Genomic DNA, 18,696 nt, shown 5'->3' with positions numbered 1-18,696 from the left:
AAACTAGCCGCAGGTTGCTCAAAACACTGTTTTGAGATTGTAGATAAGACTGACAAAGTCAGGAACACATATCTACGGCAAGGCGACGTTGACGCGGTTTGAAGAGATTTTCGAAGAGTATTAGTTGTGAATCTGGTGCAGTTGTCCCAGATTATTCTTATTAGTAGGGTCTTGTTTTCTATCTCCCCTCGTAGTTAACAAGGCCTTGAGCATTTTAGAAAGAGGAATCTATGTCTACGAAATATATTTTTGTAACTGGTGGTGTGGTATCGTCTATTGGGAAAGGGATTGTTGCAGCGAGTCTAGGCCGTCTCTTGAAAAATCGTGGTCTCAAAGTAACCATTCAAAAGTTTGACCCTTATATCAATATTGATCCGGGAACTATGAGTCCTTACCAGCACGGGGAAGTTTTTGTGACAGATGACGGAGCTGAGACAGATTTGGACTTGGGTCACTATGAACGTTTCATCGATATCAATCTTAACAAATATTCCAACGTGACAACTGGTAAAATTTATAGTGAAGTTCTTCGTAAGGAACGCCGTGGAGAATACCTTGGGGCAACTGTTCAGGTTATTCCTCATATCACAGATGCTTTGAAAGAAAAAATCAAGCGTGCCGCTCTAACGACTGATTCTGATGTCATTATCACAGAGGTTGGTGGAACCGTTGGGGATATCGAGTCCTTGCCATTTTTAGAGGCCCTTCGCCAGATGAAGGCAGATGTTGGTGCGGATAATGTCATGTACATTCATACAACCTTGCTTCCTTACCTCAAGGCTGCTGGTGAAATGAAAACCAAACCAACCCAACACTCTGTCAAAGAATTACGTGGCTTGGGAATCCAGCCAAATATGTTGGTTATTCGTACAGAAGAGCCAGCTGGTCAAGGAATTAAAAACAAACTAGCCCAGTTCTGTGATGTGGCACCAGAAGCTGTCATCGAATCATTGGATGTTGAGCATCTCTACCAAATTCCACTGAACTTGCAGACACAAGGTATGGACCAAATTGTTTGTGATCATTTGAAATTAGACGCACCAGTAGCGGATATGACAGAATGGTCAGCCATGGTGGATAAGGTCATGAACCTCAAGAAACAAGTTAAAATTTCCCTTATCGGTAAGTATGTGGAATTGCAAGATGCCTACATTTCTGTGGTTGAAGCCTTGAAACACTCTGGTTATGCCAACGACGCAGAAGTTAAGATAAATTGGATCAATGCCAATGATGTGACAGCAGAGAATGTGGCAGAGCTCTTGTCTGATGCAGACGGAATTATCGTACCAGGTGGTTTTGGTCAACGTGGTACGGAAGGGAAAATCCAAGCCATTCGCTATGCGCGTGAAAATGATGTTCCAATGTTGGGTGTCTGCTTGGGCATGCAGTTGACATGTATCGAATTTGCTCGTCACGTTTTAGGTCTTGAAGGTGCCAATTCTGCAGAGCTTGCACCAGAAACAAAATACCCTATCATTGATATCATGCGTGATCAGATTGATGTTGAGGATATGGGGGGAACCCTTCGCTTGGGGCTTTATCCATCTAAGTTGAAACGTGGCTCTAAGGCAGCAGCTGCTTATCACAATCAAGAAGTGGTGCAACGCCGTCACCGTCACCGCTATGAGTTTAACAACTCCTTCCGTGAGCAGTTTGAGGCAGCAGGCTTTGTCTTCTCAGGAGTTTCTCCAGATAATCGTTTGGTAGAAATTGTGGAAATTCCTGAAAATAAATTCTTTGTAGCGTGTCAGTATCATCCTGAACTTTCAAGCCGTCCAAATCGTCCAGAAGAACTCTACACTGCCTTTGTCACTGCAGCGGTTGAGAACAGCAATTAGGAAAATCAGAACCTTTGAGAAGAATCTCAGAGGTTTTTTGCATACGATGATATTGCAGTATATCTGAGGTAGGAGTCCTCTGTATGTACCTACTACCCTTGAAATCAATAGCGACTCCCGCTTGCCCTGTGCTAGCGAATGGATTTATCAGTATATTGAAATGAAATAAAATCTGAACAAATTAATTCGGGAATCCAAATCAATTTATAGAAATATTTTAGCAGTCAAGGTGTACTGTTATAGATTCAATACACTATACTTTTTTAATTTAATCCACTATATCTGCAGAATACTCTTTCAGTTTCATTCAGCCTAGTCTTGCTTAGGAAAAAGCAAAAAGCCATCCAATTATGATGGATAGCTTCTTGGTTCTTAGATTTGTTCAGCGATGACCTTTTCAGCTAAATTCATAGCATGGTCTGATACACGAGTGTAGTGGGAAACAATATCGATAAAGTTGACCCCAGCTTGTGTTGAACACTCGCCCTTGTTGAGGCGTTTGATGTGAGTCTTTCTGAGAATACGTTCCATATTGTTGATTTCTTTATGGCGTTCAATCAGACTTTGAGCTTTTTCGATATCATTGTTTTCCACGCTATCAAGGGCATCCTTGATAAAGTCACTAGTTTGGCGGTAAACTTCCTCTAATTCTTTCAAGGCGGCATCAGAAAATTCAACATTTTTCCGTTGAAGATAGTCAGTCAGATTGAGTAGAGCCTCCGCGTGGTCTCCAATTCGTTCCAAATCACGGGAAGAATCAAGGATATTGGTGAGCACTTCGCTTTCTTTTTGGCTGAGAGCTTCGCTTGAAAGGGCAATGAGATAACGTGTTAATTGCTCATCGATGGTGTTAATGGCTTCTTCGGTTTTATGCCCTTTTTCAGCAACTTTTTCATCCAAGTCAATGATGTACTTATAGGAAAGGTCAAAGGCTTTGGCAGCGTAGTTTCCTAAGTGCAAGAGCTCTTTCTTAGCATTTCCGAGAGCGATAGATGGGGCTTGTTTGATGAAGTGTTCATCAAGATATAAGGGTTCGTATTTGACAACCTCGTCCTCTCCAGGAATAATCTTGGTTACAAAGTAGGCCAAGGCTCCGATAAATGGAAACTGGACAATGGTGTTGGCGATATTAAAGGTTCCGTGAGCAAAGGCGATGGTCATTTCTGGAGCTAGATTTAGCGTGGTTTCAAACCAATGAATCAGGGCTGTAAAAGGAACTAGAAAAATAACGCAGACGACTGTTCCGATAACGTTGAAGGCAACATGAGCTCCTGCTACCCGTTTAGCTGCAATATTAGCCCCTAAAGAGGCAATGATGGCTGTAATGGTTGTCCCGATATTATCACCAAATAGAACTGGCAAAGCTCCCTGTAGGTCAATCAGATTGCTGGCGTAGAGGTTTTGTAAAATCCCAATGGTAGCCGAGGAAGCTTGAATTAGCAAGGTCAAGCCGGTACCGACAAAGACACCCAAAACAGGATTCTTACTTAGCTCAATCATATAGTCCTTAAAGACCTGTAAATCTTTGAGTGGAGCCATTGCACCGCTCATGAGATTGAGGGCAAAAAAGATACCACCGACACCAAAGAGGATGCGTCCGATATTATTGACTGTCCGATTTTTCGTAAAAAAGAGACAGACGGCACCGATAAAGAGCATAGGTAGGGCATAGTCACCTAGTTTAAAACCGATGAGAAAGGATGTGACAGTTGTCCCGATATTAGCGCCCATGACAATCCCGATAGCCTGACGTAAGGTTAGGAGACCGGCACTGACCAGGCCGACTGTGATAACTGTTACACCAGAACTAGACTGAATTAGAGCAGTCATCCCAATACCAACCAGAACTCCAAAGAAAGGATTGCTAGTATATTTGTCAATGTAAAAACGAAGGCGATCTCCAGCAGCTTGTTGCAAACCGTCTCCCATGGTCTTGATACTATATAAAAATAGTCCCAGACCACCTAAAAAGTGAAATAAAATTTCCTGCCAATTAATGGACATTTCTTTTTCCTCCGAAAAATAATCGCGGAATATCTCCTATTCTATTTTAAAGGATAAAAGTAAATCTAACAAGTGTTAAGCTAAGATTTTAGAAAGAAAATTCGTTAGAAAAAGTAAAAATAATACACTCTAGCATGACATGAAGATTAAATATCGAAAAATCTTGTGAAATCTTTCCTTATATTTCCAAAGTGTGATATAATAGTTTCGAATAAAATAAATAAAGGGGTTTTTGTAACATGGCAAAACTTACTGTTAAAGACGTTGACTTGAAAGGTAAAAAAGTCCTCGTTCGTGTTGACTTCAACGTACCATTGAAAGATGGCGTAATCACTAACGACAACCGTATCACAGCAGCTCTTCCAACTATTAAGTACATCATCGAACAAGGTGGACGTGCAATTCTTTTCTCTCACCTTGGACGTGTGAAAGAAGAAGCTGATAAAGCTGGTAAATCACTTGCTCCTGTAGCAGCAGACTTGGCAGCAAAACTTGGTCAAGATGTTGTTTTCCCAGGTGTCACTCGTGGTGCTGAATTGGAAGCGGCAATCAATGCTCTTGAAGATGGACAAGTTCTTTTGGTTGAAAACACTCGTTATGAAGATGTTGACGGCAAGAAAGAATCTAAAAACGATCCTGAACTTGGTAAATACTGGGCATCACTTGGAGATGGTATCTTCGTAAACGATGCATTCGGTACAGCTCACCGTGCACACGCATCTAACGTTGGTATCTCAGCAAACGTTGAAAAAGCAGTTGCTGGTTTCCTTCTTGAAAACGAAATTGCCTACATCCAAGAAGCAGTTGAAACTCCAGAACGTCCATTCGTAGCTATCCTTGGTGGTTCAAAAGTTTCAGACAAGATTGGTGTTATCGAAAACTTGCTTGAAAAAGCTGATAAAGTCCTTATCGGTGGTGGTATGACTTACACATTCTACAAAGCACAAGGTATCGAAATCGGTAACTCACTTGTAGAAGAAGACAAATTGGATGTTGCGAAAGCTCTTCTTGAAAAAGCAAACGGAAAATTGATCTTACCAGTTGACTCTAAAGAAGCTAACGCATTTGCTGGTTACACTGAAGTGCGTGACACTGAAGGTGAAGCAGTTTCTGAAGGCTTCCTTGGTCTTGACATCGGTCCAAAATCTATCGCTAAATTTGACGAAGCTTTGACTGGTGCCAAAACAGTTGTATGGAACGGACCTATGGGTGTATTTGAAAACCCAGACTTCCAAGCTGGTACAATTGGTGTGATGGACGCTATCGTGAAACAACCAGGAGTTAAATCAATCATTGGTGGTGGTGACTCAGCTGCCGCAGCGATCAACCTTGGACGTGCAGATAAATTCTCATGGATCTCTACTGGTGGTGGAGCATCAATGGAACTTCTCGAAGGTAAAGTTCTTCCAGGACTTGCAGCCTTGACAGAAAAATAAGATTTTATAACTAAATCAAAGAAGAGAGGGATGAGAGTTCCTCTTTTCTTTTGCTTAAAATAAAAACGCTTCCTCTCAACTATTGCTCATAAAATCACCCAAATTATGATAAAATGGAAATAGAAAGTTGAGATTATGAGTTATTTTAAAAAATATAAATTCGATAAATCCCAGTTTAAACTTGGTATGCGAACCTTTAAAACAGGTATTGCTGTTTTTCTAGTTCTCTTGATTTTTGGCTTTTTTGGCTGGAAAGGTCTTCAAATCGGTGCTTTGACAGCCGTTTTTAGCCTGAGGGAGAGTTTTGATAAGAGTGTCCATTTTGGGACTTCGCGTATTCTAGGAAATAGTATCGGTGGCCTCTATGCCCTCCTCTTCTTCCTATTAAATACCTTTTTCCACGAAGCCTTTTGGGTGACCTTGGTAGTTGTTCCAATTTGCACCATGTTAACCATTATGACAAATGTAGCCATGAATAACAAAGCAGGAGTTATTGGTGGTGTAGCAGCTATGTTAATCATTACCCTATCGATTCCGAGTGGCGAAACGATTTTGTACGTATTTGCGCGTGTATCAGAAACGTTCATGGGAGTTTTTGTCGCAATTCTCGTAAATTACGATATTGATCGTATTCGGCTCCTTTTAGAGAAAAAAGAAAAATAATGTTACATTTTATAACATTATCAATTGACGTTTGTCTTTTTTTAGACTATAATAGACAGAAAGAAGGAAATTGTAAATGAAGGAAAAAGAATTTCGCCGAAATATGGCTGTTTTTCCTATCGGCAGTGTTATGAAGTTGACCGATCTATCGGCGCGTCAGATTCGTTATTATGAAGATCAAGAGTTGATTAAACCTGATCGAAACGAAGGGAACCGTCGCATGTATTCCTTGAATGACATGGATCGTCTGCTTGAAATCAAAGATTATATCTCTGAAGGTTATAATATCGCTGCTATTAAGAAAAAATATGCTGAACGTGAAGCGAAATCCAAGAAAGCGGTGAGTCAGACTGAGGTGCGCCGTGCACTTCACAATGAACTCCTCCAACAGGGTCGCTTTGCTTCGGTGCAATCACCTTTTGGTCGCGGTTAGGCAACCGCAAGTAGTCATACATTAAGGAGAAAACTCATGCCAATCACAGCTGCAGATATTCGTCGTGAAGTCGAGGAAAAAAATGTTACCTTTATTCGTCTCATGTTTTCAGATATTTTGGGAACCATGAAAAACGTCGAAATTCCTGCCACAGATGAACAGTTAGATAAAGTCTTGTCAAACAAGGCGATGTTTGATGGATCTTCTATTGAAGGTTTTGTACGTATCAATGAGTCAGATATGTACTTGTACCCAGACTTGGATACTTGGACAGTCTTTCCTTGGGGAGATGAAAATGGAAGTGTTGCAGGTCTGATCTGTGATGTCTATACAACAGAAGGTGAACCATTTGCAGGTGACCCTCGTGGCAATTTGAAGCGTGCTCTTCGTCACATGGAAGAAGTAGGATTCAAATCTTTCAACCTTGGTCCAGAGCCAGAATTCTTCCTATTTAAGTTGGATGAAAATGGAGATCCAACGCTTGAAGTGAATGACAAGGGTGGCTACTTTGATTTGGCGCCTACTGACCTTGCGGACAATACACGTCGTGAGATTGTGAATGTCTTGACCAAAATGGGATTTGAAGTAGAAGCCAGTCACCACGAGGTTGCAGTTGGACAACATGAGATTGACTTCAAGTACGATGAAGTTCTCCGTGCTTGTGATAAGATTCAAATCTTTAAACTCGTTGTTAAAACCATTGCTCGCAAACATGGGCTTTACGCAACCTTTATGGCCAAACCAAAATTTGGTATTGCTGGATCAGGTATGCACTGTAATATGTCCTTGTTTGATGCAGAAGGAAACAATGCCTTCTTTGATCCAAATGATCCAAAAGGAATGCAGTTGTCAGAAACGGCCTACCATTTCCTTGGTGGTTTGATCAAACATGCTTACAACTATACTGCCATCATGAACCCAACGGTTAACTCATACAAACGTTTGGTTCCAGGTTATGAAGCGCCTGTTTACATTGCTTGGGCTGGTCGTAACCGTTCGCCACTTGTGCGCGTGCCTGCTTCACGTGGTATGGGAACTCGTCTTGAGTTGCGTTCAGTGGACCCAATGGCAAACCCATATATCGCGATGGCTGTTCTGTTGGAAGTTGGTTTGCATGGTATTGAAAATAAAATCGAAGCACCAGCTCCTATCGAAGAAAATATCTACATTATGACAGCAGAAGAGCGTAAGGAAGCTGGTATTACAGACCTTCCATCAACTCTTCACAACGCTTTGAAGGCTTTAACAGAGGATGAGGTTGTCAGAGCAGCTCTCGGAGAACACATCTATACTAGCTTCCTTGAAGCCAAACGAATCGAATGGGCAAGTTATGCAACCTTCGTTTCACAATGGGAAATTGATAACTATTTAGATCTTTATTAATATAGAGGAAAGATTGCCTGAGGGTAGTCTTTTTTCTTGTGTTTTATATCGAGGTGTGATATATTTTATATAACGAGGTGCGATATATCGAACTAAATAGGAGGTGGATATAAATGGAATTACCGGATAAGATTCGTCGTGTTTATCTTCCGATGACGGAAACGGGTTTTTATATCTTGTTCTGTCTGCAAAAGGAAGGTCATGGTTATAGTATTACGCAAAAGGTCAAGGAGATGACGGATTCGCAAGTTTCGATTAGTCCTGGAACTATGTATGGAACCTTGTCAAAGATGGAAAAGGATGGTTTGATTTCCTTTGTCCGCGAAGAGGAAAAACGGAAAATCTATCAGATCACAGACTTGGGACGAAAAGTCTTAGATATTGAATTGAAGCGTATTGAACGCCTCTACAGAAATAGTCGGGAGGAAGGATGATGGAAAAGAAAATTGTTTATCGAATTGCTACCATTGCGGATTATGATAGAGAGGCTTTATATCTTAGAAAAATGCATGCTAAGGGCTGGAAGCTTAGGAAAGTAAGCTATTCTATCTTATTGTTTGCAGTTAAGTATACCTTTGAAAAGTGTCACCCTGAGCAAGTGTCTTATCAGTTGGACTTTTATCCCATGAAAAAATCCGATATAGCCTCCTATTTACAATTATTTAAAGACTGTGGCTGGGAGCATATTACAGACTTTAATGGTTTTTCCTACTTTAGAAAACTTCATTCTGGAATTGAGTCGGATGCTGAGTTTGAAATTTATAATGACGCAGCCGGGAAGTTAGCTATGGTCAAACGGATTTTAACGAGGCGAATGCTTCCTATTTTGCTTCTCTTTTTAGCTCTACTACCGGTTTTCTCAAAGTTTGTCAGTGGGGGTAGTTCTTTCAGTGGGGAAGTATTTTTGATTTTCATAATAGATTGGGTTTTATTGATAGTTTTTGCGATTCAGATTTCTTATATTTTTTGGAGATTGAGTCAAAAGTGGAAAGAATTATCTAATAAATAACGCCAGGCGTGTTTTCTAATTTTGGGGTAAGACAATGAATAGCAGAGTACAATTTCGGATTTTCACTATTGTTGATTTGGACAAGGAAGAAGAATATTTACATGAGATGCATTTGAAAGGTTGGAGGTATAGAACGAGTCGTTTTGGTTTATTCTATTTTGACCAATGTCAACCAGACGATGTCATTTACCGTATCTATGATTCTAGATTTCTTAAAAAGCATAAGCGTGAACTGCAAGATTTTAGAAATAGAGATTGGGAATTGATAGAAAGAGGTTTTTGTTCAATTCTTCGTAAATCGTCTTCTAATTTACTTCCAGAGGATCAAGTCTATATGAGTAAGGGGCTCAGATGGGAAGTTATGCGATATAGATTTCGTTCATGTGCAGCTACTTTCTTAGGTGGTCTTGTTGTTTGTATGAGTTTGTTTCGAGAAGAACTGTCGCAACCTTTCTTTGTCATTTTTGTTCTATATGCCTTTATGATTTCTTATCTAATCCATGGTTATTTCAGACTAAAAAGGAAATATCAAGTAGATGGAAGGTGAGTTTCTCGGTCTGTAGACTGATTTTTAGCACTCTTGATAAAAGAGTGCTAATTTTTTGAGTTTTTATCTTGACATTCTCTTCTAAGGGTGTATAATAGAATTATAAGTTAGCACTTGAGTGTATCGAGTGCTAATTGGTCAGACAGAGAGGAGTGATGAGGTGGTTACAGAGCGTCAGCAGGATATTTTAAATCTGATTATTGACATCTTTACCAAAACGCACGAACCTGTCGGATCCAAAGCCTTGCAAGAGTCTATTAACTCTAGCAGTGCAACCATTCGTAATGACATGGCGGCTTTAGAAAAGCAAGGTTTGCTTGAGAAGGCTCATACTTCAAGCGGTCGGATGCCAAGTGTTGCTGGTTTTCAGTACTATGTAAAACACTCACTGGATTTTGATCGACTGGCTGAAAATGAGGTTTACGAGATTGTCAAAGCCTTTGATCAGGAATTCTTCAAGCTAGAGGATATTCTGCAAGAAGCTGCTAATCTACTGACAGACCTGAGTGGCTGTACGGTAGTGGCACTGGATGTTGAGCCGAGCAGGCAACGTTTGACAGCCTTTGATATCGTTGTTTTGGGGCAACATACAGCCTTGGCAGTATTTACCCTAGACGAATCGCGCACGGTTACCAGTCAATTTCTGATTCCAAGGAACTTCTTGCAGGAGGATTTGCTGAAACTGAAGAGTATCATTCAGGAACGTTTCCTCGGCCACACCGTTCTAGATATTCACTACAAGATTCGGACGGAGATTCCGCAGATTATCCAGCGTTACTTTACAACGACGGATAATGTTATCGATCTCTTTGAACACATCTTTAAGGAAATGTTCAACGAAAACATTGTGGTGGCGGGCAAGGTTAATCTCTTGAATTTTGCCAATCTGGCAGCTTATCAGTTCTTTGACCAACCGCAAAAGGTGGCTCTGGAGATTCGTGAGGGGTTGCGTGAGGATCAGATGCAAAACGTCCGTGTTGCAGACAGTCAAGAGTCCTGTCTAGCTGACCTAGCGGTGATTAGTAGCAAGTTCCTCATTCCTTATCGGGGAGTTGGAATTCTAGCCATTATCGGTCCTGTTAATCTGGATTACCAACAGCTAATCAACCAAGTCAATGTGGTCAACCGTGTTTTGACCATGAAGTTGACAGATTTTTACCGCTACCTCAGCAGTAATCATTACGAAGTACATTAAGATTGAAATCATTAAAGGAGGCGAAAATGGCCCAAGATATAAAAAATGAAGAAGTAGAAGAAGTCCAAGAAGAGGAAGTTGTGGAAACGGTAGAAGAAACAACTCCTGAGAAATCTGAGTTGGACTTGGCAAATGAACGTGCGGATGAGTTCGAAAATAAATACCTTCGCGCTCATGCAGAAATGCAAAATATCCAACGCCGTGCCAATGAAGAGCGTCAAAACTTGCAACGTTATCGTAGCCAGGATTTGGCAAAAGCAATCTTGCCATCACTCGATAATCTTGAGCGTGCACTCGCAGTTGAAGGATTGACAGACGATGTCAAAAAAGGATTGGAGATGGTGCAAGAAAGCTTGATTCACGCTTTGAAAGAAGAAGGAATCGAAGAAATCGCAGCTGATGGCGAATTTGACCATAACTATCATATGGCCATCCAAACTCTCCCAGCAGACGATGAACACCCAGCAGATACCATCGCCCAAGTCTTCCAAAAAGGCTACAAACTCCATGACCGCATCCTACGCCCAGCTATGGTAGTTGTCTATAACTAGTTTAGAAAACTTGACAAAACTTGTCCGAAATGACAATAAACTATGAAGAAAGATAAAATATGTTTGGCTTTGCAATAGTGAGCGAAGCGGACCAAAGACGATACTCTTCGCCGTGGCGCTATTTGCGCAAACTTTGAGACCTTAGGCTCAAAGTTTAGTCAAAGAGATTGACGAAGTCAAGCTCTGACGGCGCCGCCACTTAAGAAGAGTATCAAAAAGAAAAATAGAATATAAAATTTAAGGAGAAAAACACATGTCTAAAATTATCGGTATTGACTTAGGTACAACAAACTCAGCAGTAGCAGTTCTTGAAGGAACTGAAAGCAAAATCATCGCAAACCCAGAAGGAAACCGCACAACTCCATCTGTAGTATCATTCAAAAACGGCGAAATCATCGTTGGTGATGCTGCAAAACGCCAAGCAGTAACAAATCCAGATACAGTTATTTCTATCAAATCTAAGATGGGAACTTCTGAAAAAGTTTCTGCAAACGGCAAAGAATACACTCCACAAGAAATCTCAGCTATGATTCTTCAATACTTGAAAGGTTATGCTGAAGACTACCTTGGTGAAAAAGTAACTAAAGCAGTTATCACAGTTCCAGCTTACTTTAACGATGCTCAACGTCAAGCAACAAAAGATGCTGGTAAAATCGCTGGTCTTGAAGTAGAACGTATTGTCAACGAACCAACTGCAGCAGCCCTTGCTTATGGTTTGGACAAGACTGATAAAGAAGAAAAAATCTTGGTATTTGACCTTGGTGGTGGTACATTCGACGTATCTATCCTTGAATTGGGTGACGGTGTCTTCGACGTATTGTCAACTGCAGGGGACAACAAACTTGGTGGTGATGACTTTGACCAAAAAATCATCGACCACTTGGTAGCAGAATTCAAAAAAGAAAACGGTATTGACTTGTCTACTGACAAGATGGCAATGCAACGTTTGAAAGATGCAGCTGAAAAAGCGAAGAAAGACCTTTCTGGTGTAACTTCAACTCAAATCAGCTTGCCATTTATCACTGCTGGTGAAGCTGGACCTCTTCACTTGGAAATGACCTTGACTCGTGCGAAATTTGACGATTTGACTCGTGACCTTGTTGAACGTACAAAAGTTCCAGTTCGTCAAGCCCTTTCAGATGCAGGTTTGAGCTTGTCAGAAATCGACGAAGTTATCCTTGTTGGTGGTTCAACTCGTATCCCAGCCGTTGTAGAAGCTGTTAAAGCTGAAACTGGTAAAGAACCAAACAAATCAGTAAACCCTGACGAAGTAGTTGCTATGGGTGCTGCCATCCAAGGTGGTGTTATCACTGGTGATGTCAAAGACGTTGTCCTTCTTGATGTAACACCATTGTCACTTGGTATCGAAACAATGGGTGGTGTCTTCACAAAACTCATCGACCGCAACACTACTATTCCAACATCTAAATCACAAGTCTTCTCAACTGCGGCAGACAACCAACCAGCCGTTGATATCCACGTTCTTCAAGGGGAACGCCCAATGGCAGCAGATAACAAGACTCTTGGACGCTTCCAATTAACAGATATCCCAGCTGCACCTCGTGGAATTCCTCAAATCGAAGTAACATTTGATATCGACAAGAACGGTATTGTGTCTGTTAAGGCCAAAGACCTTGGAACTCAAAAAGAACAAACAATTGTCATCCAATCAAACTCAGGTTTGACTGACGAAGAAATCGACCGCATGATGAAAGATGCAGAAGCAAACGCTGAAGCAGATAAGAAACGTAAAGAAGAAGTTGACCTTCGTAACGAAGTAGACCAAGCGATCTTTGCGACTGAAAAGACAATCAAGGAAACTGAAGGCAAAGGATTCGACGCAGAACGTGACGCTGCCCAATCTGCCCTTGATGACCTTAAGAAAGCGCAAGAAGACAATAACTTGGACGACATGAAAGCAAAACTTGAAGCATTGAACGAAAAAGCTCAAGGACTTGCTGTGAAACTCTACGAACAAGCCGCAGCAGCCCAACAAGCTCAAGCAGGAGCAGAAGGCGCACAAGCAACAGGAAACGCAGGTGATGACGTCGTAGACGGAGAGTTTACGGAAAAATAAGATGCAAAGCCCGTTAAAACCTCACAGTGAAAATAGGAAATCTGACGCAGAAACTTTAGTTTCTAGGAAGATTTGTCTTTTTCACCAAGAGGTTAGGGAGTGCTCGATTTAGCATTACTAGTTTGATTTTTAAAACTCGAACGTCGTAATGATAGGAAGAAATCCAGAGGTTGCAACCCAGCCTCTGTTTTTCGATAAAATAGAGGATGTTGTGTATGAAAAAAGTACTTTGTATCATTTATCCTAATTTTTCTCTTTATGAGATAACCGCTTTAACAAGTACTTTAGCTCTGTCTTTTGATATCACGATTGATTATGTATCTTCTGAGAATTCGATGGTGGTCTCTGAGGATGGTTTGCCCTGTCAACCGACGAAAACATTGGATCAGATCCGTATAGAAGATTATTCTTGTGTGATTTTGCCAGGAATGGTAAATATAGGTCCTGCTCTACAAGATGAGAAATTGATTTCGTTTTTGAGAAGTCTTAATGAGCAAGATATCCTAATTGTAGCCATTTCTTCAGCGCCCCTTTTATTGGCGAAAGCTGGCTTGTTGAACGACACGAAATTTACAGGTGGAATTTGGCAAAACTTCTTTGACTATTTTGAATTTCTTCCACGTGAGAATTTCCAACCGAAAGTTCTTGTCCAAGATAAACAAATCATTACGGCTATCGGTTTTGCACATCAAGAGTTTGCAAGAAAAGTGATTTTCGGTTTAGGGTTGGCAGAGAATACGGACAACTATTTTAAAGAACAGAACGAGTATGCTGAAGAGGATTTGATATTTACTCTATCAGATGAAGAGTTTAATCAAGTGAAGCAGAGTATAGAAAACAGCCTCTAAAGATTTACATGTAAATTATAGAAAGGAACAAGGGTGTTCAGGGAATTGAACACGGGTTCCAGAATTTCTTATTCAATATGAAAGAAAGGAATTGAACCCGACCTAAATTCTCGGAAAAAAGATAAATCTGCCTAGGAGCATTGCTCCAGCGTCAGATTTCCTATTTTTCAGTCGAATTTTACGGTCTTGGTATCTTGTATGAACAATACTGAATTTTATGATCGTCTGGGGGTGTCAAAAAACGCTTCGGCAGACGAGATCAAAAAGGCTTATCGTAAGCTTTCGAAAAAATATCACCCAGATATCAATAAGGAGCCTGGTGCTGAGGAAAAATACAAGGAAGTTCAGGAAGCCTATGAGACTTTGAGTGACGACCAAAAACGGGCTGCCTATGACCAATATGGTGCTGCAGGCGCCAATGGTGGATTTGGAGGCTTCGGTGGTGGAGCTGGCGGTTTCAATGGGGCAGGTGGCTTCGGTGGTTTTGAGGACATCTTCTCAAGTTTCTTCGGCGGAGGCGGAGCTTCACGCAATCCAAATGCTCCTCGTCAGGGGGATGATCTCCAGTATCGTGTGAACTTGACCTTTGAAGAAGCTATTTTTGGAGCTGAAAAAGAAGTCAAGTATCATCGTGAAGCTGGTTGTCGTACATGTAATGGCTCTGGTGCTAAGCCAGGAACAAGTCCAGTCACTTGTGGACGCTGTCATGGTGCTGGTGTCATTAACGTCGATACACAGACTCCGCTTGGTATGATGCGTCGCCAAGTAACCTGTGATGTCTGTCATGGTCGCGGAAAAGAAATCAAAGATCCATGTACAACATGTCACGGAACAGGTCATGAAAAACAAGCGCATAGCGTACATGTCAAAATCCCTGCTGGTGTGGAAACTGGTCAACAAATTCGCCTAGCTGGTCAAGGTGAAGCTGGATTTAACGGTGGACCTTATGGTGACTTGTATGTAGTGGTTTCTGTGGAAGCCAGCGATAAGTTTGAACGTGAAGGAACCACTATCTTCTACAATCTCAACCTCAACTTTGTCCAAGCGGCTCTTGGTGATACAGTTGATATCCCAACGGTTCACGGTGATGTTGAATTGGTTATCCCAGAGGGAACTCAGACTGGTAAGAAATTTCGTCTACGTGGCAAGGGAGCTCCGAGCCTTCGTGGTGGTGCAGTTGGGGACCAATACGTTACAGTTAATGTCGTAACACCGACAGGCTTGAATGACCGCCAAAAAGCAGCGCTTAAAGAATTCGCAGTTGCTGGTGACTTGAAAGTCAATCCAAAGAAAAAAGGCTTCTTTGACCATATTAAAGATGCCTTTGATGGAGAATAAAGTAAAAAGAGCCGTCGGGCTCTTTTTGTTTATAGATTTTTAAAAACTTTCCTTAAGTAATGACGGACGGTAGCGATCTTATTCGAAGTTCCATACCTAAACTTTGAGCCTAGGTCTCAAAGTTTCCGAACACCTGAAACTAAGCTGTTTCAGGTGTTTTCATTACGGCGTAAAGTCGGGGAAATTCTTCGATTTAGTTATGAAACGGTGAATGAGTTGCCTAAATTATGATGTATAATTGATGGGATATAACTTGTTTACGTTTTAAAAAAGAGCCGTTGGGCTCTTTTTACTTATTTTCAATTTCCTGTGTTTCTTTGATGACAGCTAGTCTAGTCTGGATATCTTTTTCCAAGACCTTAAACTTGTAAGCTAGGTCTTCTTGGTATTCCTTAATGAGTTCTTTTTGCTGGTCGATGATTTGCAGGCTGCTTTGGATAATATCCACATCATCCTTGATAGCTTGAACGCGGTCAGTGGTATTCAAGACTTCATCTGTGATGGTTTGGCGATTTTTTGTGACCAGATAACTTCCGGCTGCAGCTCCTGCAAATAGCAGTAGGTTGGATAATTTCATGGCAACTCCTTAGGCATTTTTGATGGTTTCAGCGATTTGAGCAAGTTTGTCAAATTCTGGTTCGTGGGCGATAAAATCAATCTTAAGGTCATCGTCCGCACTGTAGCGAGGCACGAGGTGAACGTGGGTATGAAAGACTGTTTGCCCTGCGATTTCTTCACAGTTGGCAATGATATTCATACCAGCAGCCTTGGTAGCTTTCATGACTTTTTGAGCTACTTTTGGTACTTGGGCAAAGAGTTGGCTGGCGCTAGTAGCGTCCATTTCCAAAAGATTGCGATAGTGCTCTTTTGGTACGACCAAGGTGTGTCCTGGTGTCACTTGAGAGATATCAAGAAAGGCAAGAACCTGCTCATCTTCATATACTTTTGAAGCAGGAATTTCCCCTGCGATGATTTTACAAAAAATGCAATCTGACATAAAATCTACCTCTACTGTATTGAATTTTGATATAATATAGCTACATTATACCAGATTTGGAGAAAATATGTTAGAAATTAAAAACCTGACAGGTGGCTATGTCCATGTCCCTGTCTTGAAAGATGTGTCCTTTACTGTTGAAAGTGGGCAGTTGGTTGGTTTGATTGGTCTCAATGGTGCTGGAAAATCGACGACAATCAATGAGATTATTGGTCTGTTGACACCTTATAGTGGCTCCATCAATATCAATGGCTTGACCCTGCAAGAAGATGCGACAAGTTACCGCAAGCAAATTGGCTACATTCCAGAAACGCCTAGCCTGTATGAGGAATTGACTCTCAGAGAGCATATCGAAACGGTGGCTATGGCTTATGGTATTGAGCAGAAAGTAGCTTTTGAGCGAGTAGAGCCCTTGTTAAAAATGTTCCGTTTGGACCAGAAATTAGACTGGTTTCCTGTTCATTTTTCAAAAGGGATGAAGCAGAAAGTCATGATTATCTGTGCTTTTGTGGTGGATCCGAGTCTCTTTATCGTGGATGAGCCTTTCCTTGGTCTTGATCCCTTGGCTATTTCTGACTTGATCCAGCTTTTGGAAGTGGAAAAGCAAAAGGGCAAGTCCATTCTCATGAGTACCCACGTGCTGGATTCGGCGGAGAAGATGTGTGATGCCTTTGTCATTCTCCACAAGGGTGAGGTGCGTGCTAAGGGAAATCTCCTGCAACTGCGCCAAGCCTTTGATATGCCTGAGGCTAGTTTGAATGATATTTACTTGGCTCTGACCAAAGAGGAGGAGCTATGAAAGACTTGTTTTTAAAGAGAAAGCAGGCTTTTCGTAAGGAGTGTGTCGGTTATCTGCGCTATGTTCTCAATGACCACTTTGTCTTGTTCCTGCTTGTCTTGCTGGGGTTTTTAGCCTACCAGTACAGTCAACTCTTACAAGATTTTCCTGAAAATCATTGGCCTATCCTTTTATTTGTAGGAATTACGTCTGTTTTACTTTTGCTTTGGGGAGGAATTGCCACCTATATGGAGGCTCCAGACAAGCTCTTTCTCTTAGTCGGAGAAGAGGAAATCAAACTCCATCTCAAGCGTCAAACTGGCATTTCCCTAGTCTTTTGGCTCTTTGTCCAGACCCTTTTCTTGCTGTTATTTGCGCCCTTATTTTTAGCCATGGGTTATGGCTTGCCTGTTTTTTTTGTCTATGTGCTTTTATTGGGGGTAGGAAAATATTTCCTCTTTCGTCAAAAGGCCAGCAAATTTTTCACGGAAACTGGACTGGACTGGGACTATGTTATTTCCCAAGAAAGCAAGCGTAAGCAAGTCTTGCTTCGTTTCTTTGCCCTCTTTACCCAGGTAAAGGGGATTTCAAACAGCGTCAAGCGTCGTGCCTATCTGGACTTTATCCTAAAGGCTGTTCAGAAGGTGCCTGGAAAGATTTGGCAAAATCTCTATCTGCGTTCTTATCTGCGAAATGGAGACCTCTTTGCCCTCAGTCTCCGTCTGCTCTTGCTTTCCTTACTGGCGCAGATTTTTATCGAGCAAGCTTGGATTGCGACAGCAGTGGTAGTGCTGTTTAACTACCTCTTGCTTTTCCAGTTGTTGGCCCTCTATCATGCCTTTGACTACCAGTATTTGACCCAACTTTTTCCGCTGGACAAGGGGCAAAAGGAAAAGGGCTTACAGGCTGTAGTCCGAGGATTGACCAGTTTGGTCTTAGTAGTGGAATTAGTTGTTGGATTGATTACCTTCCAAGAAAAACTAGCCCTTTTAGCCTTACTGGGAGCTGGTTTGGTTTTACTAGTCTTGTATTTACCTTATCAGGTAAAACGTCAGATGCAGGACTAAAACTTGCTTATATGATATTAAAAAAGAAGTTGAGTTCAGTTTGTCTCAACTTCTTTTATTTTCTACAGGATAATGGTTGGTCCGTAGAGACTCAACTTGGTCTTGACTTGGTCAAAGTGGAAGCGGTCATAGGCCCGCCAAGCGGCGCGAGTTGGAGCATCTGGATCAAGAGCGCTGAGTCCCATGAGAAGACTGGAAGTCTGGTAAAATTTTTCCAGTTCAATCAAGACTCGATTATCCACTGTTTCAGCCTTGGCTAGAAAACCAAGAATAGAGTTTAATTGCTCCTGAAAGCGGACGTCGTCAGCGGTTGCCTGTTTGCATGCTTGATAGGCTTTGTTTAAGTCAGTAATCAAAGTCTGAGCTCTTTTGATAGGGTCTGTATCTGTCATGAGAATTCCTCCTTTAATCTAGGTGCTAGTTTTGATTCTAGCAACTGTGTTTTGATACTGTTAGTCTATCACTTTTATCTCCTTTTTCACCATAAAATCTTTAATTGCCCTTGAAATTTCCTGAATGATACTGTTAAGAT

19 protein-coding genes are annotated in these 18,696 nt (G+C 41.4%); 15 read left to right on the top strand and 4 right to left on the bottom strand.

Features of this window, described 5'->3' with window-relative positions:
• Positions 1–230: 230 nt before the first annotated feature.
• A complete protein-coding gene (pyrG, locus tag AC6I9F_RS07995; RefSeq protein WP_498021554.1) occupies positions 231–1,838 on the top strand; it encodes a CTP synthase in 1,608 nt (535 codons plus the stop codon).
• 372 nt (positions 1,839–2,210) lie between these two features.
• Here pyrG and AC6I9F_RS07990 read toward each other — a convergent pair whose 3' ends face one another.
• Positions 2,211–3,842, bottom strand: a complete 1,632-nt coding sequence (locus AC6I9F_RS07990) for a Na/Pi cotransporter family protein (protein ID WP_498021553.1) — start codon at positions 3,840–3,842, stop codon at positions 2,211–2,213.
• 239 nt (positions 3,843–4,081) lie between these two features.
• Here AC6I9F_RS07990 and AC6I9F_RS07985 point away from each other — a divergent pair, with 239 nt between their 5' ends.
• From AC6I9F_RS07985 to dnaJ, 12 genes are all read left to right on the top strand, one after another.
• Positions 4,082–5,278, top strand: coding sequence for a phosphoglycerate kinase (locus AC6I9F_RS07985; RefSeq protein WP_001096743.1), 1,197 nt, complete (start codon positions 4,082–4,084; stop codon positions 5,276–5,278).
• A gap of 135 nt (positions 5,279–5,413) precedes the next feature.
• Positions 5,414–5,941, top strand: a complete 528-nt coding sequence (locus AC6I9F_RS07980) for an FUSC family protein (protein WP_064275931.1) — start codon at positions 5,414–5,416, stop codon at positions 5,939–5,941.
• Positions 5,942–6,017: 76 nt separating this feature from the next.
• Positions 6,018–6,374 (top strand): transcriptional repressor GlnR, encoded by a 357-nt coding sequence (gene glnR, locus AC6I9F_RS07975; protein WP_000659547.1) that lies wholly within the window; start codon positions 6,018–6,020, stop codon positions 6,372–6,374.
• 36 nt (positions 6,375–6,410) lie between these two features.
• Complete coding sequence (gene glnA, locus AC6I9F_RS07970) at positions 6,411–7,757, top strand: type I glutamate--ammonia ligase (protein ID WP_001122878.1); 1,347 nt, start codon at positions 6,411–6,413, stop codon at positions 7,755–7,757.
• Between the two features lie 113 nt (positions 7,758–7,870).
• Positions 7,871–8,191 (top strand): PadR family transcriptional regulator, encoded by a 321-nt coding sequence (locus AC6I9F_RS07965; RefSeq protein WP_498021552.1) that lies wholly within the window; start codon positions 7,871–7,873, stop codon positions 8,189–8,191.
• On the top strand, positions 8,191–8,766 hold the full coding sequence (locus tag AC6I9F_RS07960; protein ID WP_498021551.1) for a DUF2812 domain-containing protein: 576 nt from the start codon (positions 8,191–8,193) through the stop codon (positions 8,764–8,766). Before AC6I9F_RS07965 ends, AC6I9F_RS07960 begins: the two co-directional genes overlap by 1 nt.
• 34 nt (positions 8,767–8,800) lie before the next feature.
• A complete protein-coding gene (locus AC6I9F_RS07955) occupies positions 8,801–9,313 on the top strand; it encodes a DUF2812 domain-containing protein (RefSeq protein WP_498021550.1) in 513 nt (170 codons plus the stop codon).
• 160 nt (positions 9,314–9,473) lie between these two features.
• Positions 9,474–10,508, top strand: a complete 1,035-nt coding sequence (gene hrcA, locus AC6I9F_RS07950; protein ID WP_000255759.1) for a heat-inducible transcriptional repressor HrcA — start codon at positions 9,474–9,476, stop codon at positions 10,506–10,508.
• Between the two features lie 26 nt (positions 10,509–10,534).
• On the top strand, positions 10,535–11,059 hold the full coding sequence (gene grpE / locus AC6I9F_RS07945) for a nucleotide exchange factor GrpE (protein WP_000046038.1): 525 nt from the start codon (positions 10,535–10,537) through the stop codon (positions 11,057–11,059).
• Positions 11,060–11,312: 253 nt separating this feature from the next.
• Positions 11,313–13,136 (top strand): molecular chaperone DnaK, encoded by a 1,824-nt coding sequence (gene dnaK / locus AC6I9F_RS07940; RefSeq protein ID WP_033679701.1) that lies wholly within the window; start codon positions 11,313–11,315, stop codon positions 13,134–13,136.
• Between the two features lie 215 nt (positions 13,137–13,351).
• A complete protein-coding gene (locus tag AC6I9F_RS07935; RefSeq protein ID WP_498021549.1) occupies positions 13,352–13,984 on the top strand; it encodes a DJ-1/PfpI family protein in 633 nt (210 codons plus the stop codon).
• Between the two features lie 198 nt (positions 13,985–14,182).
• Positions 14,183–15,322 carry a molecular chaperone DnaJ gene (gene dnaJ, locus AC6I9F_RS07930; RefSeq protein WP_498021548.1) on the top strand — a complete coding sequence of 380 codons (1,140 nt, stop codon included), beginning with the start codon at positions 14,183–14,185 and terminating at the stop codon, positions 15,320–15,322.
• A gap of 289 nt (positions 15,323–15,611) precedes the next feature.
• On the opposite strand, the gene AC6I9F_RS07925 is transcribed toward dnaJ, so the two are convergent.
• Complete coding sequence (locus tag AC6I9F_RS07925; protein WP_498021547.1) at positions 15,612–15,899, bottom strand: hypothetical protein; 288 nt, start codon at positions 15,897–15,899, stop codon at positions 15,612–15,614.
• A gap of 9 nt (positions 15,900–15,908) precedes the next feature.
• Positions 15,909–16,319, bottom strand: coding sequence for an HIT family protein (locus AC6I9F_RS07920; RefSeq protein ID WP_498021546.1), 411 nt, complete (start codon positions 16,317–16,319; stop codon positions 15,909–15,911).
• Positions 16,320–16,386: 67 nt separating this feature from the next.
• On the opposite strand from AC6I9F_RS07920, the gene AC6I9F_RS07915 reads away from it, so the two are divergent.
• Positions 16,387–17,118, top strand: coding sequence for an ABC transporter ATP-binding protein (locus AC6I9F_RS07915; RefSeq protein WP_498021545.1), 732 nt, complete (start codon positions 16,387–16,389; stop codon positions 17,116–17,118).
• Complete coding sequence (locus AC6I9F_RS07910; RefSeq protein WP_498021543.1) at positions 17,115–18,164, top strand: ABC transporter permease; 1,050 nt, start codon at positions 17,115–17,117, stop codon at positions 18,162–18,164. The genes AC6I9F_RS07915 and AC6I9F_RS07910 overlap by 4 nt, the downstream gene beginning before the upstream one ends.
• A gap of 62 nt (positions 18,165–18,226) precedes the next feature.
• Here AC6I9F_RS07910 and AC6I9F_RS07905 read toward each other — a convergent pair whose 3' ends face one another.
• Positions 18,227–18,556 carry a hypothetical protein gene (locus tag AC6I9F_RS07905; protein WP_004261043.1) on the bottom strand — a complete coding sequence of 110 codons (330 nt, stop codon included), beginning with the start codon at positions 18,554–18,556 and terminating at the stop codon, positions 18,227–18,229.
• Positions 18,557–18,696 lie beyond the last annotated feature (140 nt).

It is taken from the genome of Streptococcus nakanonensis (assembly GCF_059738785.1).
Note: the sequence above shows the minus strand (reverse complement) of the source record. Positions and strands in the feature narration are given on the sequence as shown.